30 protein-coding genes are annotated in these 25,088 nt (G+C 65.3%); 6 read left to right on the forward strand and 24 right to left on the reverse strand.

Annotation, left to right across the window (positions count from 1 at the left end):
* Positions 1-104: 104 nt before the first annotated feature.
* On the reverse strand, positions 105-1,520 hold the full coding sequence (gene leuC, locus ABWP22_RS08325; RefSeq protein WP_353199499.1) for a 3-isopropylmalate dehydratase large subunit: 1,416 nt from the start codon (positions 1,518-1,520) through the stop codon (positions 105-107).
* 87 nt (positions 1,521-1,607) lie between these two features.
* On the opposite strand from leuC, the gene ABWP22_RS08330 reads away from it, so the two are divergent.
* Entirely contained in the window at positions 1,608-2,399 is a 792-nt protein-coding gene (locus ABWP22_RS08330) for a bestrophin-like domain (protein WP_353199500.1), read from the forward strand.
* Here the strand turns inward: ABWP22_RS08330 and ABWP22_RS08335 are convergent, their stop codons facing one another.
* From ABWP22_RS08335 to ABWP22_RS08390, 12 genes are all read right to left on the reverse strand, one after another.
* Positions 2,400-3,653 (reverse strand): cysteine desulfurase-like protein, encoded by a 1,254-nt coding sequence (locus ABWP22_RS08335; RefSeq protein ID WP_353199501.1) that lies wholly within the window; start codon positions 3,651-3,653, stop codon positions 2,400-2,402.
* A gap of 23 nt (positions 3,654-3,676) precedes the next feature.
* Complete coding sequence (locus tag ABWP22_RS08340; RefSeq protein WP_353199502.1) at positions 3,677-4,225, reverse strand: peroxiredoxin family protein; 549 nt, start codon at positions 4,223-4,225, stop codon at positions 3,677-3,679.
* Positions 4,226-4,270: 45 nt separating this feature from the next.
* Positions 4,271-5,284, reverse strand: a complete 1,014-nt coding sequence (gene ruvB, locus ABWP22_RS08345; protein WP_353199503.1) for a Holliday junction branch migration DNA helicase RuvB — start codon at positions 5,282-5,284, stop codon at positions 4,271-4,273.
* A 9-nt stretch (positions 5,285-5,293) separates the two neighbouring features.
* A complete protein-coding gene (gene ruvA / locus ABWP22_RS08350; protein WP_353199504.1) occupies positions 5,294-5,890 on the reverse strand; it encodes a Holliday junction branch migration protein RuvA in 597 nt (198 codons plus the stop codon).
* Positions 5,887-6,378: a crossover junction endodeoxyribonuclease RuvC gene (gene ruvC / locus ABWP22_RS08355; protein ID WP_353199505.1), complete on the reverse strand. Its 492-nt coding sequence runs from the start codon at positions 6,376-6,378 to the stop codon at positions 5,887-5,889. Before ruvC ends, ruvA begins: the two co-directional genes overlap by 4 nt.
* A gap of 48 nt (positions 6,379-6,426) precedes the next feature.
* A complete protein-coding gene (locus tag ABWP22_RS08360; protein ID WP_353199506.1) occupies positions 6,427-6,837 on the reverse strand; it encodes a nuclear transport factor 2 family protein in 411 nt (136 codons plus the stop codon).
* 23 nt (positions 6,838-6,860) lie between these two features.
* Positions 6,861-7,601 (reverse strand): YebC/PmpR family DNA-binding transcriptional regulator, encoded by a 741-nt coding sequence (locus ABWP22_RS08365; protein ID WP_353199507.1) that lies wholly within the window; start codon positions 7,599-7,601, stop codon positions 6,861-6,863.
* Between the two features lie 91 nt (positions 7,602-7,692).
* Positions 7,693-8,460 (reverse strand): FAD binding domain-containing protein, encoded by a 768-nt coding sequence (locus ABWP22_RS08370; protein WP_353199508.1) that lies wholly within the window; start codon positions 8,458-8,460, stop codon positions 7,693-7,695.
* Positions 8,453-8,941 carry a (2Fe-2S)-binding protein gene (locus ABWP22_RS08375; RefSeq protein WP_353199509.1) on the reverse strand — a complete coding sequence of 163 codons (489 nt, stop codon included), beginning with the start codon at positions 8,939-8,941 and terminating at the stop codon, positions 8,453-8,455. Before ABWP22_RS08375 ends, ABWP22_RS08370 begins: the two co-directional genes overlap by 8 nt.
* Positions 8,942-8,991: 50 nt before the next feature.
* The gene (locus ABWP22_RS08380; protein WP_353199510.1) at positions 8,992-9,633 is read right to left on the reverse strand and encodes a glutathione S-transferase family protein; all 642 of its coding nucleotides are present in this window, start codon (positions 9,631-9,633) and stop codon (positions 8,992-8,994) included.
* A 17-nt stretch (positions 9,634-9,650) separates the two neighbouring features.
* Positions 9,651-9,890, reverse strand: a complete 240-nt coding sequence (locus ABWP22_RS08385; RefSeq protein ID WP_353199511.1) for a DUF2312 domain-containing protein — start codon at positions 9,888-9,890, stop codon at positions 9,651-9,653.
* Between the two features lie 32 nt (positions 9,891-9,922).
* Positions 9,923-10,249 (reverse strand): DUF1244 domain-containing protein, encoded by a 327-nt coding sequence (locus ABWP22_RS08390; protein ID WP_353199512.1) that lies wholly within the window; start codon positions 10,247-10,249, stop codon positions 9,923-9,925.
* A gap of 77 nt (positions 10,250-10,326) precedes the next feature.
* On the opposite strand from ABWP22_RS08390, the gene pyk reads away from it, so the two are divergent.
* Complete coding sequence (pyk, locus tag ABWP22_RS08395; RefSeq protein ID WP_353199513.1) at positions 10,327-11,778, forward strand: pyruvate kinase; 1,452 nt, start codon at positions 10,327-10,329, stop codon at positions 11,776-11,778.
* Between the two features lie 19 nt (positions 11,779-11,797).
* On the opposite strand, the gene ABWP22_RS08400 is transcribed toward pyk, so the two are convergent.
* On the reverse strand, positions 11,798-12,406 hold the full coding sequence (locus ABWP22_RS08400) for an HAD family hydrolase (RefSeq protein WP_353199514.1): 609 nt from the start codon (positions 12,404-12,406) through the stop codon (positions 11,798-11,800).
* A gap of 89 nt (positions 12,407-12,495) precedes the next feature.
* On the reverse strand, positions 12,496-12,621 hold the full coding sequence (gene ykgO / locus ABWP22_RS08405) for a type B 50S ribosomal protein L36 (protein ID WP_164157367.1): 126 nt from the start codon (positions 12,619-12,621) through the stop codon (positions 12,496-12,498).
* A 183-nt stretch (positions 12,622-12,804) separates the two neighbouring features.
* Here ykgO and ABWP22_RS08410 point away from each other — a divergent pair, with 183 nt between their 5' ends.
* Together ABWP22_RS08410 and ABWP22_RS08415 are read left to right on the forward strand one after the other, a co-directional pair.
* The gene (locus ABWP22_RS08410) at positions 12,805-13,938 is read left to right on the forward strand and encodes a M14 family metallopeptidase (RefSeq protein WP_353199515.1); all 1,134 of its coding nucleotides are present in this window, start codon (positions 12,805-12,807) and stop codon (positions 13,936-13,938) included.
* Between the two features lie 61 nt (positions 13,939-13,999).
* The gene (locus ABWP22_RS08415; RefSeq protein WP_353199516.1) at positions 14,000-14,800 is read left to right on the forward strand and encodes an enoyl-CoA hydratase-related protein; all 801 of its coding nucleotides are present in this window, start codon (positions 14,000-14,002) and stop codon (positions 14,798-14,800) included.
* Positions 14,801-14,963: 163 nt separating this feature from the next.
* Here ABWP22_RS08415 and ABWP22_RS08420 read toward each other — a convergent pair whose 3' ends face one another.
* Positions 14,964-15,374, reverse strand: coding sequence for a DUF1489 family protein (locus ABWP22_RS08420; RefSeq protein WP_353199517.1), 411 nt, complete (start codon positions 15,372-15,374; stop codon positions 14,964-14,966).
* A complete protein-coding gene (gene mgtE / locus ABWP22_RS08425; protein WP_502951105.1) occupies positions 15,374-16,783 on the reverse strand; it encodes a magnesium transporter in 1,410 nt (469 codons plus the stop codon). The genes ABWP22_RS08420 and mgtE overlap by 1 nt, the downstream gene beginning before the upstream one ends.
* Before the next feature lie 109 nt (positions 16,784-16,892).
* On the opposite strand from mgtE, the gene ABWP22_RS08430 reads away from it, so the two are divergent.
* Together ABWP22_RS08430 and ABWP22_RS08435 are read left to right on the forward strand one after the other, a co-directional pair.
* On the forward strand, positions 16,893-17,765 hold the full coding sequence (locus tag ABWP22_RS08430; protein WP_353199518.1) for a hypothetical protein: 873 nt from the start codon (positions 16,893-16,895) through the stop codon (positions 17,763-17,765).
* Between the two features lie 37 nt (positions 17,766-17,802).
* On the forward strand, positions 17,803-18,165 hold the full coding sequence (locus ABWP22_RS08435) for a hypothetical protein (RefSeq protein WP_353199519.1): 363 nt from the start codon (positions 17,803-17,805) through the stop codon (positions 18,163-18,165).
* A 92-nt stretch (positions 18,166-18,257) separates the two neighbouring features.
* Here the strand turns inward: ABWP22_RS08435 and ABWP22_RS08440 are convergent, their stop codons facing one another.
* From ABWP22_RS08440 to ABWP22_RS08470, 7 genes are all read right to left on the reverse strand, one after another.
* Positions 18,258-20,849: a TonB-dependent receptor plug domain-containing protein gene (locus ABWP22_RS08440; RefSeq protein WP_353199520.1), complete on the reverse strand. Its 2,592-nt coding sequence runs from the start codon at positions 20,847-20,849 to the stop codon at positions 18,258-18,260.
* Positions 20,850-20,954: 105 nt separating this feature from the next.
* The gene (gene greA / locus ABWP22_RS08445; RefSeq protein WP_353199521.1) at positions 20,955-21,434 is read right to left on the reverse strand and encodes a transcription elongation factor GreA; all 480 of its coding nucleotides are present in this window, start codon (positions 21,432-21,434) and stop codon (positions 20,955-20,957) included.
* Positions 21,431-22,501 carry a tRNA preQ1(34) S-adenosylmethionine ribosyltransferase-isomerase QueA gene (gene queA / locus ABWP22_RS08450; protein ID WP_353199522.1) on the reverse strand — a complete coding sequence of 357 codons (1,071 nt, stop codon included), beginning with the start codon at positions 22,499-22,501 and terminating at the stop codon, positions 21,431-21,433. The genes greA and queA overlap by 4 nt, the downstream gene beginning before the upstream one ends.
* Before the next feature lie 40 nt (positions 22,502-22,541).
* On the reverse strand, positions 22,542-23,294 hold the full coding sequence (locus ABWP22_RS08455) for a peptidylprolyl isomerase (protein ID WP_353199523.1): 753 nt from the start codon (positions 23,292-23,294) through the stop codon (positions 22,542-22,544).
* Positions 23,294-23,794 (reverse strand): pantetheine-phosphate adenylyltransferase, encoded by a 501-nt coding sequence (coaD, locus tag ABWP22_RS08460; protein ID WP_353199524.1) that lies wholly within the window; start codon positions 23,792-23,794, stop codon positions 23,294-23,296. Before coaD ends, ABWP22_RS08455 begins: the two co-directional genes overlap by 1 nt.
* 12 nt (positions 23,795-23,806) lie before the next feature.
* The gene (locus ABWP22_RS08465; protein ID WP_353199525.1) at positions 23,807-24,706 is read right to left on the reverse strand and encodes a polyprenyl synthetase family protein; all 900 of its coding nucleotides are present in this window, start codon (positions 24,704-24,706) and stop codon (positions 23,807-23,809) included.
* 13 nt (positions 24,707-24,719) lie between these two features.
* A complete protein-coding gene (locus tag ABWP22_RS08470) occupies positions 24,720-24,962 on the reverse strand; it encodes an exodeoxyribonuclease VII small subunit (protein ID WP_353199526.1) in 243 nt (80 codons plus the stop codon).
* Positions 24,963-25,088 lie beyond the last annotated feature (126 nt).

Here is a 25,088-nt window from a genome sequence, read left to right on the forward strand (position 1 = left end):
CGTCGCAACTTAGGGAGGCGGCGTTTACAAATAATTACTTCACATGCTGCCAGAATGTCGCCAGCGCGAAAAATCAATTGCGGCGGCCGGCATGGCAGCGATCTTCAGCCCATCAATTGGCGCACATCGGTCAAACGGCCGGTGATGGCAGCCGCAGCGGCCATGGCCGGTGACAGAAGATGCGTGCGCGAACCGGGGCCCTGGCGGCCGACAAAATTGCGGTTCGACGTGGAGGCGCAGCGTTCGCCAGCCGGCACCTGATCCGGGTTCATGCCCAGGCACATCGAACAACCCGGCTCACGCCATTCAAAGCCGGCTTCGGTGAAGATGCGGTCCAGCCCTTCGGCTTCGGCCTGGCGCTTGACGAGGCCCGATCCGGGCACCACCAGCGCCTGGCGCACACCGGACGCCACGCGGCGGCCCTGCACAACCGCCGCGGCAACGCGCAGATCCTCGATCCGGCTGTTGGTGCAACTGCCGATGAAGATATGTTCCACGGCCACGTCTTCCATGCGGGTGCCTGGCAACAGGCCCATATATTCCAGGCTCTTGGCGGCCGCCGCGCGCTTGCCGGGATCGGCGAAGCTGTCCGGTTCCGGGATGCGGCCGGTGATCGCCACCACATCTTCGGGGCTGGTGCCCCAGGTCACCAGCGGCGCGATGGCGCTGCCGTCGATGATCAGGGTGCGGTCAAAGCGTGCGCCCGCATCCGTGTGCAATGTCTGCCACCAGGCCAGCGCCTGATCCCAAGCCGCGCCTTGCGGCGCGCGCGGCCGGCCCTGCACATAATCAAAGGTCTTCTGGTCCGGCGCCACCAGTCCGGCGCGGGCCCCAGCCTCGATCGCCATGTTGCACAAGGTCATCCGGCCTTCCATCGACAGCGCCTCGATCACCGGGCCGGTATATTCGATGACATGGCCGGCGCCGCCGCCGGACCCGAGCGCGCCGCAAACCGCCAGCGCGACATCCTTAGCCGACACCGAAAAACCCAGCGATCCGGTGACGCGCACCTCCATCGCCTGCGATTGGCGCAGCAGCAGCGTCTGGGTGGCGAACACATGTTCCACTTCGGATGTGCCGATACCAAACGCCAGCGCGCCAAAAGCGCCGTGGGTGGCCGTGTGGCTGTCCCCGCACACCAACGTCACACCCGGCAAGGTGAAGCCCTGTTCCGGGCCGATGACATGCACGATGCCCTGTTCCGGTGCATCGATGGCGTAGAGCTCGACCCCGAAATCGGTGCAATTGCGGACCAGCGCATCAAGCTGCGCCTTCGACATGGGATCGAGAATCGGCTTGCTGCGATCTGTGGTCGGCACATTATGGTCGGGCACCGCCAGCGTCAGATCCGGGCGGCGCAACTGCCGGCCCGCCAGGCGCAGCGCCTCGAACGCTTGCGGCGTGGTCACTTCATGGATCAGGTGGCGATCGATGAAAATCAGCGCGGTGCCGTCGTCCAGCGTGCCGACAACATGATCGTCCCAGATTTTCTGATACAAGGTGCGGGGAAGGTGGGCCATGCGGCAAGGCTTTGCCAAGCTGAGGCACCAAAATCCAGCGGCATTTGCACTTGGCCGGGCGCTGTCGAGCTTCTAGGCTTGGCTGGCATGTACAGCCTGGTTGATGAATTGCCGCCGCTAGCCGTCGCGCTGCTGCTGTTGACGCTGGGCGCCGGGGCAATGACGGCCGGTCGCGGTTGGCGCAGCCGGCTCGACGGTTCCGGCACGGCCGAGACGCTTTATGCAACCACGGCCGCACTCAGCCTGTTCACGCTGCTGGTCGGTTTCACCTTTTCGGTGGCGCTCAATCGATATGATACGCGCCGCGATCTGGTGGTCGAGGAAGCGGCCAGCTGCTTTGCGCTCTGGCAGCGGCTGCAATTGCAGCCAGCCCCCTATCGGGCGCAGATGGCCACCACGCTGCGCGCCTATGTCGATGCCCGGCTGGCGTGGGCGAGTGACGGGCAGGAAACCGATCGCAACCGGCCCGGCGATACCGCCAGCGATGCCCTGATGGAGCAGATGTGGAACCTGACCCGCCAAAGCGGCGGCGATGGTGCCCGGCTGCGCCTGATGGCCGACAGCCTGACGCGGGTTGATGATGCCGCCTGGCGCCGTGAGGCGATGGCGCGCGAGCATATTCCGCTGTCGGTGATCGACGCGCTTGCCGTGTTTCTGATCTTGTCAGCCTTCTCGCTCGGCTATTCCGGGGCGGCCAACGCCCGGCTGGCGCGGCCGCCGCACGCCCTGTTCCTGATCCTCGCCGCCGGGGCGATTTTTCTGGTGCTGGACCTCGACAGGCCGCGTTCCGGCCTGGTCATGGTCAACCAAGCGCCGATGCGCGAGTTGTCGGGCTTCATGGCCCGCGACTTGGCGGCAGACGCTTCGCTGCGACCCTGATCAGCCACCCCTGGCGATACCGGCCAGCGCACCGAGCAGTGCGTCAACCTCGGCGGCGCTGTTGTAATGGGTGAAGCCCACCCGCACCGCGCCCCGTTCCTTCACGCCGAGCACGCCGGCCGGCTCCCAGGCATAATAATAACCGTGCCAGACAAACATGTTGCGCGCCGCCAGCGCCGCCGCGACGTCGGCGCTGCTTTTGCCGGCCAGTTCGAAGGTGAAGGTGGCGACGCGTTCGTGCAGGCGGTTGGGATTGGCGATGCCGTGCAGAGCCACGCCCGGCACATCGGACAGTCCGGCCAGAAACTGCCGCATCAGATCCGTTTCATGCGCCTGCGCCGCCGCCAGCCCGGCCACCAGCCGTTGCCGCAGCGGCTGCGCCGCGCTCATGGTGCCGGCGGCCTCGCCCAGCCAGGCCAGATGATCGATGGCCGCCGCGGTGCCGGCCATGGCTTCGAACGCGGGCGTGCCGGGCGCCAGCCGTGTCGGCATCACATCCGCCGACGGCCGCACCTTCAACGGCGGGATGATGGCCTGCAAGCGCCGCGACACGAACAGGATCGCCGCATGCGGCCCAAAGAATTTATAGGCCGACGCCGCCATCAGATCACAGCCGATCGCCGCCACATCCAGCGCCATGTGCGGCGCGGACTGCACGGCATCGACGATGCTGACCGCCCCCACCGCGCGCGCCGCGGCGCACACGGCGGCAACATCGTTGATGGTGCCCAGGAAATTGCTGGCATGGCCCACGGCCACGGCGCGCGTGCGCGCATCGATCAGATCGGGCAAGGTCTCCAGCTTCAGCGCGAAGCTCTCCCGGTCCCATTCCAGAAACCGCACCTCCACGCCGCGCGCCGCCGCGGCCTGCAGCCACGGCGAGACATTGGCATCATGGTCCATGCGGGTGAGCAGGATATTGTCGCCGGCACGCCAATCATGCGCGATCAACGGCGCCATCTGGAAAAACAGGCTGGTGGTGTTCAGCCCGAAAATCACTTCATCATCGCCGCAATTGAAGAAGGCCGCCGCACTGGCAATCGCCGATTCGACAATAACGCCGGTCGTCACGCTGGTGCGGAACAGCCCGCCATCATTGGCACAGGCCTGAACCATGACGTGGCCCATGGCATCGATCACCCGCCGCGCCACCTGCGTGCCGGCCGGCGCATCGAAATAGCCGCGCGGTTCGCCATCATCCGCCAGCGCCAGCGCTGGAAACGCCGCACGCACCTGATCAATCGGCAATTGCATTTTCACTCCCCCTCAGGGGCACCTTACTGGCCCAGCGCATCCACTGCGGCAAGCACGACCTCGACCGGCGGGCGCTTGCGATAAGTGTCTTCCATCAGGCGCGCGCGGATCACGCCCTTGCGATCGATCACATAAATCGCCGGCCGCGGCACGCCATGGGCAAGATTGCCCGGCGGATAGGCCGGATCGCGCAGTTGCCAGCCATCGATCACCCTGGATTGCGGATCAGAAAGCAGCGGCCAGGCGACGTTGCGCTCGGCGGCGAACCTGGCCAGCACCGGCACCGCATCATAGGACAAGCCGACCAGCGTATAGCCGCGGCTGGCCAATTGGGCGGCTGCGCCGTCGTTCATCGCGATCAGCTGCGCCTTGCAATAGGGGCACCATGATGCAGAACGGAAGAACATCAGCACCGTGCCCTTGCGGCCCGCCACCTGTTTCAGGGTGCGCTGCCTGCCAGTGATGTCGACGCCCACCACGGCCGGGGCCTTTTCCCCAACCGCTGGAATCGCCGCAGCCGGGGCGGCGAGCATGACCAGCGGAGCAACGGCGGAGAGGAGGAAGTAGCGCATGATCCCGCATTCGCGCGCCGGCCGCATCCGGTTACACGGCCCGCGTCATTCCTCGTCCAGCAACGGCAACATGGTCTGTTCGGCGGGCGCGATCAGGCCCAGATGCTTCCACGCCGGCCCGGTCAGCATGCGGCCGCGCGCCGTGCGGGCGACCAGGCCCTGCTGGATCAGGAAGGGCTCGATCACATCCTCCAGCGTGTCGCGCGGTTCGCTGAGGCCGGCGGCCAGCGTTTCGATCCCCACGGGCCCGCCGCGATAGATATCGGCGATCATCATCAGATAACGGCGATCCATGGCATCGAGGCCGAGCCGATCCACTTCCAGCCGGCTGAGCGACTGATCGGCCAGCCGTTGATCCACGGCGTTGCCGCCGGCAAAATCGCGGACCCGGCGCAGCAGCCGCCCGGCGATGCGCGGCGTGCCGCGGGCACGCGCCGCAATCTCGCGCGCGCCATCAGCCGTGAGCGGCAGATCGAGCAGCCGCGCGGCGCGGGTGACGACCTGTTCCAATTCATCGACGCTGTAGAAATTCAGCCGCAGCGGAATGCCGAACCGATCGCGCAAGGGGGTGGTCAGCAGGCCGGCGCGGGTGGTGGCGCCGACCAGCGTGAAAGCCGGCAGATCGATGCGCACGCTGCGCGCCGACGGGCCTTCGCCGATCATGATGTCCAGCACCCGGTCTTCCATCGCCGGATAGAGAATTTCCTCCACCGCCGGCGACAGGCGGTGGATTTCATCGATGAACAGCACATCATGCGGTTCGAGATTGGTGAGGATCGCCGCCAGATCGCCGGCCTTGGCGATCACCGGGCCAGACGTCGCCCGAAAGCCCACGCCCAGCTCGCGCGCCACGATCTGCGCCAGCGTGGTTTTCCCAAGGCCGGGCGGCCCATGCAGCAACACATGATCCATCGCCTCACCGCGGCCCCGCGCGGCGTTGATGAAGACCGACAGGTTGGAACGCAGCGCTGCCTGGCCGATGAATTCATCGAGGCCCTTGGGCCGCAGCGCGGCATCGATATCGTCGGGGCGACGTTGCGGGGAGAGATCGGCGGTCACGGCCGGCGTTTACCGCACGCTCTTCTTCAATGCCACTCGCACGACATCATTCAGGCTGGCCCCCTCACCCAGTTCCGCCAGCGCGTCGCTCACCGCGCGGCTGGCGTCCATCGGCCGGAAGCCCAGCGCTGCCAGCGCCGCCAGCGCGTCTTCCAGCAACCGGTTGCCAGCCTGCACTGCAATCGGCGCGCCGGCGGCCAGCGCCACCCCGCCCAATTTGCCCTTCAATTCATTGGCGATGCGCGCCGCAAGCTTGGGCCCGACGCCATTGGCCCGCGCCAGCGACGCCGCATCACCGGCGGCCACGGCATGCGCCACCTGATCCGGGGTGAGCACGCTCAGGATATTCAACGCCACGCGGCCGCCGACACCCTGCACGGTGATCAGCGCGCGGAACGCTGCCAGCTCGGTTTCGCTGACGCAGCCGAACAGCGTGATGGCATCTTCGCGCACCTGGGTTTCGATGTGCATCACCACACCCTGGCCGACACTGAGCGCCGAAAGCGTGCGCGAGGAGGACTGCACGAGATAACCGACGCCGTTCACATCCAGCACCAGTGCGTCGGCGGAAACCGAATCCACCAGGCCTTTCAGGCGGGCGATCATGTCAGGCCCCGGCTTTTGCTGGCGCCCAGATGCGCGTGCGCTATCGCCACCGCCAGCGCGTCCGCCGCATCGCTGCCCACCACCGCCACGCCGGGTAGCAGCCTTTGCACCATGGCGTGTACCTGCACCTTGTCCGCACTGCCCACGCCGACGATGGCTTTCTTCACCAGCCGCGTCGCATATTCGGTCACGGGCAAGCCGGCCTTGGCGGCGCTGAGCATCACCACGCCGCGCGCCTGGCCGAGTTTCAGGGTGGATTGCGGATTGGCGTTCACGAATACCTCTTCAACGGCGGCGGCATCACAGCCATGGCCTTCGATCACTTGGCAAAGCGCATCGTAAAGGCTGGCCAGCCGCTCTGCCAAGGGGGCGCTGGCCGCCGTGCGCACAGTGCCGTGGGCGATGTGGCTGATCCGATTGCCCTCCGCCCGGATCACGCCCCAGCCGGTGGCGGCCAGCCCGGGATCAAGGCCAAGGATGAGGTTCAACTCCCCTCCCGTTGAGCAACGCTCGCCTTCGGCTCAGGGGAGGGGAGTTTAGCTTGCGCCATTTGCCAGCGTCACAAACGTCTCGCTGCGCAGCTTCCAGCCCGTCGCGGTGGGCACCCACACTGCCAGATATTCGCCGCTGACCCGGCCGGAGGTGCTGCCGCCCGACCAGTGGCCGCGCTCCATGGCGCGCAGCGGCGGCACGGCCATGGTCACCACGTCGGGCATGCGCACAAAGCCCAGGAACCCCGGCGTCTTGAAGGCGCGCGCGAAATAATCCGCCATGGCATCGGCGCCGATGATCTTTTCGCCGCCCGTACCGGCCAGGCCGATATACTCATCGCCCAGCGCGGCGCGCACCCCGGCCACATCGCGCGCCGCGATGGCCGCGTTATACGCGCTGCGCGCGGCCTTGATCTCGGCAATCGCATCGGCTGCCGCCGGGGTGGCAATCGCCATGATCATGCTTGCGGCCGCCAGCCTCACAGCTTCGCCAGCACGTCTTCGGGCACATCATAATTGCCCCACACCGTCTGGACATCGTCATCGTCTTCCAGCGCATCGATCATCCTGAGCAATTGGCCAGCGTCGGCCTCCCCCACGCTGACCATCAGGCCCGGCTTCCAGGCCAGCTTGATGGCTTCGGCTTCGCCCAGCGCGGCTTCGATGGTTTTGGCGGTTTCGTGCAGGCCATCAATGGCGGTCCAGATCTCGTGGCCGTCCTCGGTGGATTGCACGTCGTCGGCGCCGGCTTCCAGCGCGGCTTCGAACACGCGGTCGCTGCTGCCGGCCTTGACGGGATAGGAGATCAGGCCCAGCCGTTCAAAGCCGTGGCTGACGCTGCCCGACGCCCCCAGATTGCCACCGTTCTTGGCGAAGATCGTCCGCACATTGGTCGCGGTACGGTTGCGATTGTCGGTGAGCGTTTCGACGATCAACGACACGCCGCCGGGACCAAAGCCCTCATAGCGCACGTCTTCATAGTTCGCCGTGTCGCCGCCCTGGCTCTTGTCGATGGCGCGCTGGATATTGTCCTTGGGCATGCCTTCGCTGCGGGCGGCCAGCACGGCGGCACGCAGGCGCGGGTTGGCGTTCGGATCAGGCATGCCCATCTTGGCCGCCACGGTGATTTCGCGGCTGAGCTTGGAAAAAAGCGCACTGCGCTTTTTGTCCTGCGCACCCTTGCGGTGCATGATGTTCTTGAACTTGCTGTGACCTGCCATTGTTCGTCTGCTTGCATGATGGATGGCGGCGGGCTTAGCAACGCTGCCGCCGCACCGCAATCAATAGCACGGGCACTGGCGCATGGCGCCCTCAGGCCAGATGGGCAATTGCCTGCTTCAGCATCACCCCGCACAGATGCGCGCGATAGTCGGCGCTGGCATGGATATCGCTGTTGAGATCATCGGCCGCCAGCACCGGCACGTCGCTGCCCGCCGCCAGCGCGCTTTCCGCGTCGTGCCAGCGAAACACGCCCGGGCCGGCACCGGTGACGGCGACGCGCCAGCCAGCAGCAAAACGCGCGACATACACGCCGACCATGGCATAGCGCGACACCGGATGGCGGAACTTGCCATAGGCCGAAGCCTGCGGCACGGCGAAGCCAATACGGGTTATGATCTCGCCCTCGGCAAGCGCCGTGCTGAACATGCCCTGGAAGAAATCATCGGCATTGTGGCTGCCGCGATCGGTTTCGATTGTGGCATTCAGCGCCAGCGCCGCTGCCGGATAATCGGCGGCCGGATCATTGTTGGCGAGGCTGCCGCCGATGGTGCCGATATTGCGCACCTGCATATCGCCGATGCCATTGGCCAGCGCCGCCAGGCCGGGAATCGCGGTGGCGCCAGTCGCCACATCGGCGTGCCGGGTCATCGCGCCGATCCACAGCCGATCCCCATCACGAGCAATGCCACCCAGGCCCAGCGCCGACAGATCGATCAGCGCATCGGGCATGCGCAGCCGCGATTTCATCGCCGGGATCAGCGTGTGGCCGCCGGCCAGATAGGCGGCCTCGCCGCCAGTCGCAAAGGCGGCGGCCGCGTCGGCCACGCTGGCCGGGCGGTGCAGGGCGAAATCACGCATGCTGGCTCTCCCCAAGGACGGCCATCCCGGCGGCGCCGGCGACCACGGCCTTGATGATGTTGATATAGCCGGTGCAGCGGCACAGATTGCCTTCCAGCTCGTGCGCCACCAGTTCGGGCGTCAGGCTGGTGCCGTGCTTGCGCACGATTTCCAGCCCCGCCATCACCATGCCCGGTGTGCAGAACCCGCATTGCAGGCCGTGCGCTTCGCGAAAGGCCAACTGCATCGGATGCAATTGTTCGCCGTTCGCAAGCCCTTCGATCGTCGTCACCGCAGCGCCCTGCGCCTGTGCGGCCAGAATGGTGCAGGATTTCACCGCCTTGCCGTCCACCAGCACGTTGCAGGCGCCACACTGGCTGGTGTCGCAGCCGATGTGGGTGCCGGTCAGGCCCAGCGTGTCGCGCAGCACTTCGACCAGCAACGTGGCGGCCGGAGCCTCCACATCATGATTCTGGCCGTTGATGGTCAAGCTTATCTGCATTGCTGTTCCCTTTGCCGCCCAACCCTAACCGCTCTGCAACACGTCGGCAATCAGCCCTGCCGCGCGGCCATCATCGCCGCCAGGCCCGCGGCCTGTTCGGCAATGGCCTGTGCACCCAGGTTGCTGGCCTTGGCGCGATCCCACCAGGCGGCAAGACCCGGCCGTGCCGCCATCAGCGCCTTGGTCGGCATCGGGCCATCCAGCGCATCCAGGAAGAAGAACAACGGGATCAGCGCGGCATCCGCCTGGGAAAAGCTGTTCCCCCAGGCAAATGCGTCGCCGCTGCGCCGGTAATGTTCGATATAGCCAAGCCCTTCGGCCATCGCCTGCATCGCCGCCGGCACCCCTTCCGGCTGTTCGCGGCCACGGAACAAGCCGCCCAACGCCGGCACCATGTACACATCGGCCAGCCGGACGATCAGGCGCACCATTGCGGCGCCGGCTGCATCATCGGGCAGCAGCTTCGGCCCCGGCAGCGCCGCATCCAGATACTCGGCGATCACCTGGCTTTCCGGCAGTGCCAGATCGCCATCGATCAGCAACGGCATCTTGCCCGTCGGGCAAAGCGCCAGATATTCCGGGCTCTTGATGCCGCCCTCGAACATGGCGAGTTCAACCTCGGCGCCCTTGGCCCGGCTCACCAGCAGCGGCCGCATCACGAACGGCGACAATTTTCCCCCGTACAGCTTCATCACGTTTCCCCTCAAGTTCACAGGCCGAGCGCGGCCTTGTAGGTTTCCAGCAGCGCCTCGGCTTCCTGCCGCGCCGCGGTTTCCATCTTGCGCAGACGCACCAGGGATTTCATCGTCTTGATGTCAAACCCGGTGGCTTTGGCTTCGGCATAGACATCCTTGATGTCGTCAGCGATGCCCTTCTTCTCTTCCTCCAGCGTCTCGATGCGCTCGATAAACTGGCGCAACTGCGTGGCGGAGACATTCTCTTCGGTCATGGCAATCCCTGTCTGAAATCGATGCGTTGGGGTTACCGAACCGCCTCGTTCTTCGCCAGCGATTCGGCCATCAGGTCCAACTGTGCCTGGGTCGCCGGCTGTTGGTGCCGGGTTTTCCATTCGGCCTGGGTCATGCCGTAAACATGGGTGCGTGCGTCGTCCTTCGAAACCGTGACACCCAGTTTCCCGGCCTCTTCGTGCAGCCAATCGCCCAGACAATTGCGACAGAAACCGGTGTGCCCCATCAGATCGATATTCTGCACATCGCTGCGCTGCGCCAGGTGCAGCATCAACCGGCGGAAGGCGGCGGCTTCCAATCGATCGCGCGTCGCAGCGTCCGCAAAAACCGTCGCAGTCATCGTCATGTTTGCCCAATCTTTCATCGCATTGCGCGCCAACCATGGCTAACATCCCGGCAGCAACCAGAAGGCGCGACATGAGCGGAGTCTTTCAGCCAAGAAACCGCCAGGTCAAGGTGCTTGCCACGTTGGGCCCGGCATCGAGCAGTGAAGCAATGATCGCCCGCCTGCATGCCGCCGGTGCCGATGCGTTCCGTATCAACATGAGCCACGGCAGCCATGCCAGCCAGGGCGCCCTGATTGCTGCCGTTCGCAGCGTCGAGCAGTCCAGCGGCCGGCCGATCACCATATTGGCGGACTTGCAGGGGCCAAAGCTGCGGGTCGGCCGGGTGGCGGGTGGCAGTGCGGTGCTGGTGAAAGGCCAGGCCTTTCGTCTGGACATGAACGACGCGCCCGGAGACGCCGCGCGCGTCCACCTGCCCCACAAGGAAATCTATGCCGCGCTGGCCCCAGGGGATCGGCTGCTGGTGGACGATGGCAAGATCGCGCTGCGCGCCACAACGGTGTCTGCCCACGCCATCGAAACAATCGTGGAATCGTCGGGGATCATCAAGGACAACAAAGGCGTCAACGTGCCGGATGTGGTGGTGCCGCTGCCAGCACTGACGGCGAAGGATCGCGCCGATCTGGATTTTGCGCTGGATGTCGGGGTCGACTGGATTGCGCTTTCCTTCGTGCAGCGGCCCGAGGACGTTGCCGAAGCCCGCCGCCTGATCGGCGGCAGGGCGGCGCTGCTGGCCAAGATCGAAAAGCCGGCAGCGCTCGATCGGCTTGAGGAGATACTGGAAATTGCCGATGCCGTGATGGTTGCCCGCGGCGATCTGGGGGTCGAACTTCCGCCGCAGAATGTTCCGCCGGCGCAGAAGCGGATCGTGGCCCTGGCCCGCAGTGTCGGCAAGCCGGTGGTGGTAGCCACGCAGATGCTGGAATCGATGATCAGCGCCCCCACGCCGACCAGAGCCGAAGTGTCGGATGTGGCCACGGCCATTTATGACGGCGCCGATGCGGTCATGCTGTCAGCCGAAAGCGCCGCCGGGGATTTTCCCGAAGCCGCCGTGGCGATGATGGATGCGATCGCCCGCCAGGTCGAGGCCGATCCGGGCTATCACGGCCGGGTGCATTTCACAGCGGTAAGCGCGGGCCGTTCGACTGCGGCGGCGATCACGGCGGCCGCTGCCGATATCAGCCTTGCCATCGGGGCGCGGGCGATTGCCTGCTTCACCATTTCGGGTTCGACCGCCGGGCGCGCGGCGCGCGAACGGCCATCGGTGCCCGTGCTGTGCCTGACGCCAAGCCAGATCACGGCCCGCCGCATGGGGCTGGTGTGGGGCATCCATGCCATCGTCACCCGCGATGTGGACAGTTTCGAAGCCATGGTGGCGAAATCCAAGCGCATGGCGCTGCGATCGGGCCTGGCGAAGGGCGGCGACCCGCTGGTGCTGATTGCCGGCGTCCCGTTTTCGACACCGGGAACCACGAATGTGGTGCATGTGGTGCGATTGATCGGCGATGAGCTGAAAATCTATTGAGGCCGCGCCGCCAGGACGCTCAATCAAGCAGGCCCAGCCCTGCGAGTTCCGTCGCAAGCCGGTCATGATCCCGAAAAAGATGCCCGACAAAGCCGTTGGCCGCCGCAGCATCGACATTTTCGGCGCGATCATCAACGAACAGCGCGTCGCCCGACGCCAGACCGAACCGACGCAGCGCCAGAGCATAGATGGCCGGATCCGGTTTCACCAACCGTTCGGCGCCCGATACGATGATGTCGCGGAAATGATCGAAAATCGGCGAGACGGCGCGGAATGGTCCCCAGAATTCATCGGAAAAATTGGTGATCGCAAACAATGGCACGCCGCGCGCTGCCAGCCGTTCCACCAGCGCCGGCATGCCCGGCACCGGCCCGGTGACGGTCTCGTTGAAGCGCGGCCCGAAGGCGCGGATCAGATCGACCTCCGCCGGAAAGCATGCCGCCAGTTCGGCCGAGGTTTCGGCAAAGGGCCGACCAGCATCGTGCTGGAAATGCCATTGCTGCGTGACAACCGTGCTGCAGAACCAATCGAGCCGGGCCGGATCGTCGATCAACTTGGCGTACAACGCTTTTATGTCCCAACCGAACAGGACATTGCCGACATCGAACACCACAGATTTCATGGGCATGGCTGCATCACCCGCAAACGACAACACCCCCGCCGCAAGGCAGGGGTGCATCATGCCACCGATGCGCTGCCAACCGGCAGCGCAAGACTTCAGCCCTGGCGGGCCTTGAAGCGACGGTTGGTCTTGTTGATCACATAGGTGCGACCATGGCGGCGAACCACCTGGCAATCACGGTGACGAGCCTTGAGGCTCTTGAGGCTGTTGCGGATCTTCATGGGAAATTCCGGTGCTGAATCGGGTCTTTGAAATGGAAGCGTGGGGTTATGGGAGGCCCACCGCTTTGTCAACCGCGGTTGCGCCAGCGCGCCGGCCATGCGACCAAGCGGCCCTGAAGACAATGGTTCTGAGGGCGACCGCCATGGCGCCAGCGGCCAGACCGGGATTGTGAAGCCCAGCACATGATCAGCATCGATTCGAATTTCGATTCCGGCAACATCGTTGTCGAACACATCGCCAGCCCGCACGAGATCGTGCTGAGCATCCGGAAGGATGCGCACAGCGACTTTTACCAATGGTATCATTTCCGCCTATCCGGCGCACGCGGGCAGCCCTGCACCATCCGCATCATCAATCTCAATGGCAGCGGCTACCCCGGCGGCTGGCCCGGATATCGCGCCTGCGTTTCGGAAGACCGGCAAGTCTGGCGGCGGGCCGAAACCAGCTATGACCCCAAGGCCGACAACGGCACCCTGACCATCCGCGTCGCGCCTGCCGTCGATCAGCTATGGCTGGCCTATTTCGCGCCTTATTCGCTGGAACGGCACCATGATCTGATCGCCCGCATCGCCGCCCGGCCGGGCGTGGCGGTGGACGTGCTGGGCCACAGCCTGGATGGTCGGGCCATCGATCGGCTGGTGATCGGCGAAGGACCGCGCACAATCTGGCTCTACGCCCGCCAGCATCCGGGCGAATCGATGGCCGAATGGTGGATGGAAGGCGCCTTGGAGCGGCTGACCGATCCGGCCGACCCGGTGGCGCGCAAGTTGCGCCAGTTGGCAACCTTCCACGTCGTGCCCAACATGAATCCCGACGGGTCGATTCGCGGCCATCTGCGCACCAACGCCGCCGGCGTGAACCTCAACCGCGAATGGGCCAACCCGTCAGCCGAACGGTCGCCGGAAGTGATGTGCGTGCTCGGCACGATGAGCCAGACCGGCTGTGACATCGCCATGGACGTGCACGGCGACGAAGCCATCCCGCAGGTGTTCATCGCCGGCTTCGACGGCATCCCGTCGATTACCGAGACACAACTGGCGCTGCTGGACAAGTACAAGGCACGGCTGGCGCGGCTGTCACCGGATTTCCAGACCGCAAAGGGCTATCCGCGCGCCCGCCCCGGCACCGCCAATCTGGCGATGAGCACCAACCAGCTCGCCGAACGCTTTGGCTGCCTGGCCATGACGCTGGAAATGCCGTTCAAGGACAATGACGACCTGCCCTGCGCCGAATTTGGCTGGTCGCCCGAGCGCAGCAAGCATCTGGGCCGCGATTGTCTGGCGGCGATACTGGAAACGCTGCCTGACCTTGGCTGAATGATGGGGTGACCTGTATCCCTGCCCCCCATATCCTGCCGTGCAAACGCGAGGACACCCAATGACCTACAGCCACATCACATTCGAAACCGAAAACGCCATCGCCACACTCACCATCAACCGGCCGCAGGTGATGAACGCCCTGCATGTCGGCGTCATCGAGGAGATGATCGACGCGGTTGACCGGGTCCGCGACGAAGGCACGGCGCGGGTGCTGGTGCTCACCGGCGCCGGCCGCGCCTTTTGTTCGGGCGCCGATCTGGCCGGCGGTGGCGCCGGTGGTGGGCCAAAGCGCTCCGGGCCGCCGGATGCCGGGTCGGTGCTTGAATCGCATTTCAATCCGCTGCTCGAACGGCTGTTCGCACTGCCGGTGCCGTTCATCACGGCGGTCAATGGCCCGGCGGCGGGCGCCGGCTGCTCCTATGCGCTGGCCGGCGACATCGTCATTGCCGCACGCTCTGCCTATTTCCTGCAGGCCTTCGTCAACATCGGCCTGGTGCCCGATGTCGGCTCGACCTGGCTGCTGCCGCGGCTGGCCGGCCGGGCGCGGGCGCAGGCGATGATGATGCTGGGCGAACGGATTCCGGCCGAAACCGCGCTGGATTGGGGCATGGTCTACAAGGTGGTCGATGATGCCGATCTCGCCGCCGCCACGCGCGCAGTAGCCGAAAAGCTCGCCGCCGGCCCGACCAAATCCTATGCGTTGATCCGGCAGGGCATCCGCCAATGCCTCGACACGTCGTTGAGCGAAGGCCTGATGGTCGAACGGCGCCACCAATTGCTCGCCGGGCGCAGCGCCGATTTCGTCGAGGGCGTGAGCGCGTTCCTGCAAAAGCGGCCGGCGCAGTTCACGGGGAAATAGCCCAATTCGAAGCACTTCCGCTCCCTCCCCCTTGCGGGGAGGGCGACCCGGCGCCAGCCGAGCGGGGTGGGGGTTCCCGCCTTTGGTGACCGCAGGCGCAACCCCCACGGGCCTCGCCTGCGGCTCGTCTCTCGCCCTCCCCTCAAGGGGGAGGGAGTTTGGCTTAAAGCAACCACAGCGCTTGCAATTCCCGCACCAGCCCGGCCGGCAGCGCCTCGATGCCGTCGCTGGTGCCGTCCACAAAATCCGCGGGCGCGTCCTCGGCGGCGAGATAGCGCCAACCCTGGTGGGCGCGACATGGTCGCGCCTGCACCGCCACTGGGCCAGGCACCAGTTCGATGGCGCATTTCTCGCCCCATGCTGTCGTCGCCATGGCGATGGACAGGATGGTTTGCCGCGCCACCAGCCGATGTGCGATGATCCAGAAGATCGAACCGCCAATCAGTTCCTCAGCGCGTTTCGGCATGAAGCGGGTGTGGGCACCGGCGCGGCCGTCGCCCCACCACTGCGTCTGCCGGGCCGCCAACGTCTCGATGTCCGGGCAGCCCACGGCCACTTTGGTCAGATGCAACATCAGCCCAGATACTGGACGCCGACCAGCGTCGCCAGGCCGAGGAATGCGAAGAAGCCCATCGAATCGGTGATCATCGTCACGAACACCGACGATGCCACTGCCGGGTCGGCCTCCAGCCGGTCGAGCGTCAGCGGCACCATCACGCCGGCCAGCCCGGCGATCAATATGTTGAACTGCATGGCCACCGCAATGACCAGCCCCAGCGTGGCATTGCCGAACACCAGGGTGACGCCGATCGCCATCAGCACGGCCAGCGTCAGCCCGTTGAGCAATGCCACCCGGATCTCGCGCCACACGGTGCGGCGCGTGTTGCTGGTCGTCAGTTGATTGGTGGCCAGCGCGCGCACGGTGACGGCCATGGTCTGATTGCCGGCATTGCCGCCGACACTGGCCACGATCGGCGACAGCGCCGCCAGCGCCACCAGCGCCTGGATGCTGCTGGAAAACGCGCCGATGATGCTGGCCGACACCAGGCCCGTCACCAGATTGGCAACCAGCCAGCGCGACCGGGTGCGATAGGTGGTGAACACCGGCTCGTTGATGTCGCCGTCGCCGGCGCCGGACAGTTTCAGCACATCTTCGCCGGCTTCGGCCTGAATGATGTGCACCACGTCATCGACGGTGATCACACCGACCAGCTTGCCGGCATCATCCACCACCGCCGCCGAGATCAGCGCGTATTTCTGGAACAGCAGCGCCACTTCCTCCTGGTCCATCGCGACCGGGATCAGCGTCTGTTCGCGCTTCATCACATCGCCCACGGAAATATCGGGCGGTGCGGTCAGCAGCCAGCTCAGCCGCATGGTGCCGGTGGGCCGGCGTGCGGCATCGATGACGAAAATCTCCCAGAAATCCGTCGCCGGATCGATGGTGGTGCGCACCGCTTCGATCACCTCGCCGACGCTCATGGTTTCGGGCACCGCGACCAGATCGCGCTGCATCAGGCGACCGGCGGATTCCTCCGGGTAATTCAGCGCGGCTTCGATATCGGCACGGTCTTCGGGTGCCAGTGCGCGCAGCACTTCGCGCTGCTCATCCGCTTCCAGATCGCCGATGATCGCCACGGCATCGTCGGTGTCGAGCTGGGTGACGACTTCGGCGACCTCGCCGGGCGACAGCGCGCCGAGCACATCATCACGGACATAATCGTCAAGCTCGGCGACAACATCGGCATTGAGCAGTTCACCGAGCGCGCTGGCCAGCGGCCCGCGCCGATCATTGGCAATGGCGGCAAACAGATCGGCGACGTCGGCCGGGTGCAGCGGCGCCACCAGCGCGCGGACACTGTCCACATCGCTGCTGTCCACCGCCGCCGTTACATCAGCGACAAAGACACGGCTCAACTGCCCTTCCTGCAGGGCATCCGGCGCGTCGTCGTCGCGATAATCCAGGCGGGCATCGTCGGTCACGTCGGCGGTTATACGCGCAACCGCCGCCAGCGCCAGCCGGGGCGCGCCGTCCCGGCAAAAGCGCCGCAGCCACCTTTGCAGGCTGGCGGTGGATGGTTACATACCTGCCATGTCCGGCAACAGCGCATCCTCCACCTGGCCGCTCCACGGCGCGGCCGGGATCGCGTTCGTGGCGATCCTGTTCGCCTGGCCGGAGCCGCTGGCGGGCGGCTGGGAATGGGCCAGCCTGTCGGCGGCGGTGTTCGGCATAGCGGGCAGCTTGCCATTCTGGCGGGCCGCGCAGCAGGCGCAGATGGCAAATGGAAAATCCGGCTTTGGCGGCCTGATCCTGGCGATCATGGCCGGCGTGCTGGTAGCCGTCACCATCGTGCATCTCGGCAATGCGGCGCTGTCACCGGGGCCGGTGCGCGAGGCGGTGCTGAATGTGACCGACAAATATGTCACCCGTGGCCGGCGCGGGCGCAAGAATTACCGGGTGGTGACCTCGCCGGTGCCGGGGGACAGCGGCGGCGTGACCGTGCACGGCGTCGGCGGGCTGGCCAGCACCTCCGGCAGCTATGATGATTATGAGATCGGCGGCTGCATGGCGCTGAAATGGCGGCCGGGCTGGCTGTGGCCGGTGGTGGTCAGCCGCGCTGCCAGCCCCTGCCCGCCGCAGCAAGCGCCGGCCAGCGCATCCGCCCTGCCGCTCGCCCGCCCCGGCCCGGCGTGGAGCGGCATTCAACAGCGCCTGGCCCGCGATGTCGCCACGCTGCCGTTGCCGCCACAGGGCCTGCGCGTCGAATATGAAGTGACGGCTGACAGCGTCGGCCGCATCACCGCCATGGTGCCCTTGCCGGGCAGTGCGGCCCTGTCGCCGATCGCCACCGAAATCGTCGAAAACGCCATCATGCGCCAGCCCGGTGCGCTGCTTCAGGCCGGCGAATATCGGCTATGGCTGCTGTTACGCCCGGCTGGCGGCCAGGCCGGCACTGACATATGATCGCGGCGTGTTGAGCCGCGCATGGGGGGAGAAACACATGCAGGTCTGGTTGCCGATCATCATCTATGGCACGACCGTCGCGATGGGGCTGGTGCTGGGCTGGTATTTTCTCAGCGCCAAGCGTCCGCCAAAGGGCGTGCAGGCCATTCATCTTCTCACCGGCCTGGGCGGGCTGGAGGTGGTGGTGCTGTGCAGCAAGCTGGTCCGCGGCACCGCACCGCTGGGCGATGACATCAGGATTGCCCTGGTGCTGCTGGGCCTTGCCGTGGTCTCCGGCCTGTTTGCCGGCCTCATGGCCAAGCCGCGTCCCGAGATCGTCGGCCCGGCGCTGCTGGCCCACGCCACCATCGGCGGCACGGCGTTTCTGCTGCTCGCCAATTGGACGATGAACGCAACCTGAGCGAACGCAACCTGAGCTGAATATCGTTTTGACCGAAGCACTTCGGCTCCCCTTGTGGGGAGGGCGTTGGGGCCTTCAAACAGAGCACAAAATCAGAAGCTGAACGCAGCGCTCAGATAATAATAGGCGCCATTGAACCCGAACTGGTTGGAATTGCGCGAATAAGGCACCTGGCCGTTCGAGTAGGAGGCCGCCTCACCCAGAAATCCGTCCCGACGATTATTGTATTTGTCGGGATAGGTGTTGAAGATATTATTGGCCCCCAGCGTGATGTTGAGATTGTCCATCAATTTCACGCTGGAGCTCAGATCGAAGATCGCCTTGGCCGCGAAGGTCTGCACGCAGCGGGCCGCGGCATCGCATTGCACATTCGGGTCCTGCCCGGACAGACCGGTGCTGAACGCCTTGACCGAACCGAAATAGGTGCCGCGCGCATTCACGGTGACATTCTTGTAACCGACCGTGACGCTGCCCAGCACCTTGGTTTGCGGGATGGCGACTTCGATCAATTCGATCGACGTCTGATCGAGCAATTGCAGGCTTTGCCCACGTGCGGTGGCGCTGACCAGGATCGGCGCCGGAGTTGGCCGCTGCCGGCGGACCTTCGTGGGATTGTGCGAGGCCGCCACACTGGCATCCAGGCGCCAATCGTCGCTCAGCCGCGTGCGGTAGGTGGCGACGAAATCAATCCCCTTGGTGCGCGTGTCGATCTGGTTGGTGAAGAACGAGATTTCATTGTTGGTGGGGAACAGCGCACGAATGGCCGGGAAATCGGCGGTGCGCAGGCCCTGGCTGATGGTGATCCGATCCTTGATGTCGATCAGATACACATCGAGCGTGGTGGTGATCTGCCCACCCAGAATATCATCGAAATCACCGGTCACACCGGCGCTGAAGCCGTTGGAAATTTCGGCGCGTGGCTGCTCAACGCCCAGCGTGACCAGGCGGGGATCATCGCTGGACACCTGCTGCGTCTGCACCACGACATTGTTCTGTGCGGTGGAGGTGAGCACCCGGTTGCCGATCTGCGCCAGCGACGGCGCCCGGAAGCCCCGGTTGTACGAGCCGCGGACCGCGAAACTGTCGGTGATCTTGTAGCGCGCGGCGAGCTTGCCCGAGACGTTGCCACCGAAGTCGCTGTAGTTTTCATAGCGCAGCGCCGCCGCCACCAGAAAGGCGTCGTTGATATCCAGCTCCACATCGACGAAACCGGCGTAGTTTTCGCGCGCAATGTCGATTTCGTCGCGATCGGCGATGCCGGGGCGCGCGCTGGAACCGATGAACTTGCCCGACGCGGCCAGCGGCCCGGTGGCAAAAGACGCCGCATCGCCGCGCATCACGCGGAAATCATCGCGCCGCGCCTGCAATCCGAACGCGATGTTGAGACCCTTCAGCCCGCCAAAGCCGTCAAAATTCTTGCTGCCGTTGAATTCGGCGATGTACTGGCCGAAATTGGTGCGGCCGACATAGAAGCTGGTGGGCGATGCCGTGCCCAGCGACGGGTTGAGCGTGTTGAAGATCGACTGGTCGAGCTCGTTATGGCCATAGCCGATCGACAGGTCGAGCTTCAGGCCACCCGATGTCTCGTGATTGGCGCCGACCACAGCCGAATAATCCTTCGATGTGCCGGGGATCACCGGCACATAGCCGTCGGGAAAGATGCTGAGCGTGGAGTTGGCAAAGTTCGCGGCCGAACGGAAAAACCCGAAGGCGACGATGTCCTTCTGCGAATAGCCGCCGAAAGCATAGATGTTGGTGGTTTCGCTGATCGGCACCTGGCTGTTGAAGAACGCCTGATAGGTACGGTTCTCGTTAGCGCCGAAGTTGCCGACCACGAATGGCGTGGTGGGATAAACGCCGCGATCGACGCGCGGATTGGCCGTGGCATAGGGGAAATTCACCGTCGGGCCGGTGGTGGCATAAGTCGCCGGCGTGGCCGGATAAAGCGCGCCGTCAAACGTGTCGGAGCGGTTGGTGCCGGCAAAATCGAAGAATTCCAGCGTGTAGTTGAAGAACCCGCCCTCGCCGCCCAGCCGGAAACCATGGTTGAGCGCGGCGCGATAGGTTTCGCCGTCGCCTTCGTGGAAGATTCCGGCCGTCACATCGACCGTGCCGCCTTCGGCGCCGTCGTTGAGCACGAGGTTGACGATCCCGGCGATCGCATCCGATCCATATTGCGCAGCGGCGCCATCGCGCAGCACTTCGATGCGCTTGATGGCGGCCGACGGGATCGCGTTCAGATCGCTGACCACCGTGCCGCGCCCCGGCGCGACGTTGAGGTTGAGCGCCGAAAACTGATGGCGGCGCTTGCCGTTGATCAGCAGCAGCACCTGATCGGGGCCAAGCCCGCGCAGCGACGCCGGATCGGCATAGTTGGTCGCACCGTTGACGCCATATTTGGCCGAATTGAACGACGGCGAGGTGAACTGCAATTGCTGGCCCAGATCGGTCTGGCCGGTGGCGCGCAATTCCGGCGCACCGACCACATCGACCGGCACCGGCCGATCGACATCGGTGCGCGCCCGCCCGCGCGATCCAACCACCAGGATTTCCGCAGCCGGCTCGGCTTCTTCACGCGCTGACGTCGCAGCGGCTGGTGCCGGATTTGCAGTCTGCGCAATTGCCGGCGTCAAGGCGGCGGTCCCGGCCAGCAACATGGCAAGGTACAGTTTCGATGTTGTCATGGTCTTCCCCCCGAAAGTGCATTTCTTGCCGGATGAATATTATCTTACACGCTTCCTCGTGTGTCCTGGCAGCATATGCAAGGGCTGTATTGTCTCACCCGTTTTTCAACTGATGCCGACGATCTCCACCTCTTGGCCAACGAGCGTCACCACATCGCCCAGCCCCTTGCCGATCAGCGCGCGGGCCAGCGGCGAAACATACGACACGCTGCCGGATGCCGGATCGGCTTCATCGTCACCGACGATGGCATAGTTTTGCGTGCGGCCGTCGGCGCGTTCCAGGCTGACCCGGTTGCCGAACACCACGGTTTCCCCGGCGGGCTGCGTCGCGATCACTTGCGCCGAAGCGCGGCGCGCCGACCAATAGCGCAGATCGCGGGTGGCGCGGGCCATGGCGGTGCGGTCGGCGCTGATCGCGTCGCCGGCCTGTGCCGCGGCATAGGCGGCGCGCGCCGTGCGCAGTTCGGCGTCGATCTGCGCCAGGCCGCGCGGCGTGACCAGATTGGCGTGGGCCGGGATCGGCCGGTCAGGCAGATCGGCGGCGACAGCTTCGGCGTCGGATTCCTTGGTGAAGGCCACACTCATCGAGGATTGCTGCCAGCGGCCGATCCGGGCAACAGCAGGCTGCCATCACCATAGCTGTAGAAGCGATACCCCTTCGCAATGGCATGGGCATAGGCCGCGCGCATCACGTCCAGCCCCATCATGGCGCTGACCAGCATGAACAGGGTCGATTTCGGCAGGTGGAAATTGGTGATCAGGCCATCGACGGCGCGCCAGCGATAGCCGGGGTGAATGAAGATGGCGGTGTCGCCGGTGAAGGGCTGGATCACACCATCCTGGCCGGCCGCCGATTCGAGCAGACGCAAGCTGGTGGTGCCGACCGGGATGATGCGGCCACCGGCGGCCCGCGCCGCGTTCAGGCGCTGCGCCGTTGCCGCATCGATGCTGCCCCATTCGGCGTGCATCTGGTGATCGGCAACGCGATCTGCCTTGACCGGCAGGAAGGTGCCCGCACCGACATGCAGCGTTACCGTTTCGCGGGCGATGCCGGCAGCGGCCAGCGCGTCCCACAGGCGCGGCGTGAAATGCAGGCCGGCGGTGGGCGCGGCGACCGCGCCATCCTTGGCGGCGTGCAGGGTCTGGTAATCGGCCAGGTCGGCCGCATCGATGCCACGCCGCCGGGCGATATAGGGCGGCAGCGGCATCTGGCCGACGGCGTGCAGCGCGCTTTCCAGGGGCGCGCCGTCGGTATCGAATTGCCAGAGCACGCCATCACCGCTCTTTTCGAGCACTGTGCCGGACAGGGTCACTGCGCCCTGACCAAATTCAATGACGTCGCCGCCCCGCAGCCGACGGGCGTTCTTGACGAAGCTCCACCAGCGGTTGGCGGCCTCGCGCTTGTGCAGGGTGACGCCGATGGCGGCCTCGCCCTTGGTGGCAAACAATTGCGCCGGGATGACGCGGGTGTCGTTGACCACTAGCACATCGCCGGCCCGCAGCAGGCCCGGCAGATCGAGAAAGCCAAAATCGCCGAGCGCGCCAAGCTCACGCCCGGTCACGTTGAGCAACCGTGCCGAATCGCGAGGCGACACGGGTCTCAGCGCGATGGACTCAGGCGGCAGATCGAAATCGAAATCGGACACCAGCATTGGGGGAACAGCCCTTTGATGGAGGAAGGGGGGGGACGGTTCAGCGCGGCGGGGTCGGCCCCGAAACCACTGGCGCGGTGCCCGATGTGGGCGGCGGCAGATCCAGCGCCCCAACCGGAATCGCGCTGGCAGCCGGCTTCAGCGCGGCAAAATCGGGCGGCGGCACCTTGTCGGTGGCGATGCTGGCCTTGACGATGCGGGTCGGGTTGTCCGGCGGTTCGCCCTTTTCGATGCCGTCCACCCATTTCATGCCTTCGACCACCCGGCCCCACACCGTGTAGTTGCGATCCAGCTTCAGCGTGGGCATCAGCACGATATAGAATTGGCTGTTGGCGCTGTCTTCACCCTGCGCGCGCGCCATGGCCACCGCGCCGCGCACATGGGGCAGATCGTTGAATTCGGCCTTCAGATCGTCGAGCTTCGATCCGCCGGTCCCGGTGCCGGTTGGATCACCGCCCTGCGCCATGAAGCCATCGATGACGCGATGGAAGATCGTGCCGTCGTAGAACCCTTGCCGCACCAACGTGCGGATGCGATCGATATGCTTGGGGGCCACGTCCGGGCGCATGATGATCTTCACGCGGCCGCCGGAGGCCAGATCGAGCAGCAGGATATTCTCTTCGCTGACCTGCGCGATCATGCCCTGCAGATTGGAGGGCGCAGCCATCTGCGGCAGCTTGGGCGGCGCCTTCAAATCCTTGGGGTCAATGCGCGGCGCCTGCTGCGCCAGCGCGGACGTGGCCCCGCTCACGGCAACCAGCAATCCCGCAGCAAACAGTATCGAAAATCGCATCACTGGCCCTTCATCCCGGTCTGCTGCACGCGGGCCACCACATCGGCGGCCACGGCATGCGGCACGAATTTGCGGATGTCGCCACCATAGACCGCAATTTCCTTGACCAGACGTGAAGCGATCGGCTGCAATGCCACATCGGCCATCAAGAATACCTGCTCGATATCGTCGTTTAGGGCGCGATTCATGCCGGTCATCTGGAATTCATATTCGAAATCACCGGCGCCACGCAGGCCGCGCACCACCACCGTGGCGCCCAGCCGTTCGGCAAACGACATCAGCAGTTCATCGAAATCGGCCACTTCGACATTGGGAATATCGGCCGTCTCCCGGATGATCTGCGCCTTGCGTTCGGCAAGGGTGAACATCGGCGATTTCGATGGGTTGGTGGCGACCCCGATCACCAGCCGGTCCACCAGGCGCGCGCCGCGCCGAATGATGTCCATATGGCCCAGGGTGATGGGATCGAACGTGCCGGGATAGACACCGATGCGCGTCATGGCTTGAGCTCCCTACCGGTCACGTTCGACCGCGAAGCGCGCAATCGCCCGCAGCAAGTCCGCCTCCGGACCAAAGCCGGACAATTGGCCGATGGCCTGATCGATCAGCGCGCTGGCCTGGTCGCGGGCGCGATCAAGGCCGAGCAGCGACACGAACGTCGCCTTGCCGGCCGCCGCATCCTTCTGCACCGCCTTGCCGGTCTTCGCCGACGTGCCTTCGACATCGAGCAGATCATCGGCAATCTGGAAGGCCAGGCCAAGATCACGGGCATAACCACGCAGGCTCTTCTTCTCGGCATCGGTGGCGCGGCCCATGATGGCGCCGGCTTCCAGGCACCACACGATCAATGCGCCGGTTTTCAACTGTTGCAGCCGGGTGATGCCCGCCAGATCATAGGTCACATCGCCCGCCACCAGATCCATCATCTGGCCGCCGGCCATGCCTTCCGGTCCGGACTGGATCGCCAATTGGGTGATCAGTTCCAGCCGCGCCTGCGGATCATCGTGGGTGGCAGGATCAGCCAGGATTTCAAAGGCCAGATCATGCAGGCAATCGCCGGCCAGCACGGCGGTGGCTTCATCGAAGGCGATGTGCACGGTCGGCTTGCCGCGGCGCAGATCGTCATCGTCCATGCAGGGCAGATCGTCGTGGATCAGGCTGTAGCAATGGATGCATTCGATCGCCAGCGCGACCCGCAAACTGCGTTCGCGTGGCACCTGGAACAGATCGCAAGCCGCCACCACCAGCAACGGCCGCATGCGCTTGCCGCCGCCGATCACGGCATGGCGCATGGCTTCATACAGGCGGGCGCGGCTGTCGTCGGGCACGGCGAGCAGGCGATCAAAACGCTGATCAATGGCCTTGCCAATGGCATCGAGCGCCGGTTTCAGCATCAACGGAGCGGGGACCATCGCGGCGGCGCCTTTACTGGGCATCAAAGGGGCGGGTGCCGGCGGCTTCACCGGCGGCGCTTTGCTGGATCTGTTCGATGCGCATGCGGGCATCGGCCAGCCTTGCCTCGCACAGGCCTTTCAGGCTCTGGCCTTCCTCATACAGGCTGATCGAGGCATCGAGGCTGAGTTCGCCGGACTCCAATTGGCGCACGATATCCTCCAGGCGCTTCAATGCGGCCTCGAAGGTCGGCGGGGGTGCGGAAGGACTGTCCATCGTGGCCGTAATTGAACGGGCGCGCGTCCGGGGTCAAGCCGGTCTGCAACAGGCTGTCCTCGCAGGAATGGCGGCTGGCCTTTCGCGGGGCCAGAGCCGATGATGGTGCCAGAACGGGAGACCCGC

Origin of the sequence: Sandarakinorhabdus sp., assembly GCF_040398665.1 — a bacterium.
Lineage (GTDB): Bacteria > Pseudomonadota > Alphaproteobacteria > Sphingomonadales > Sphingomonadaceae > Sandarakinorhabdus.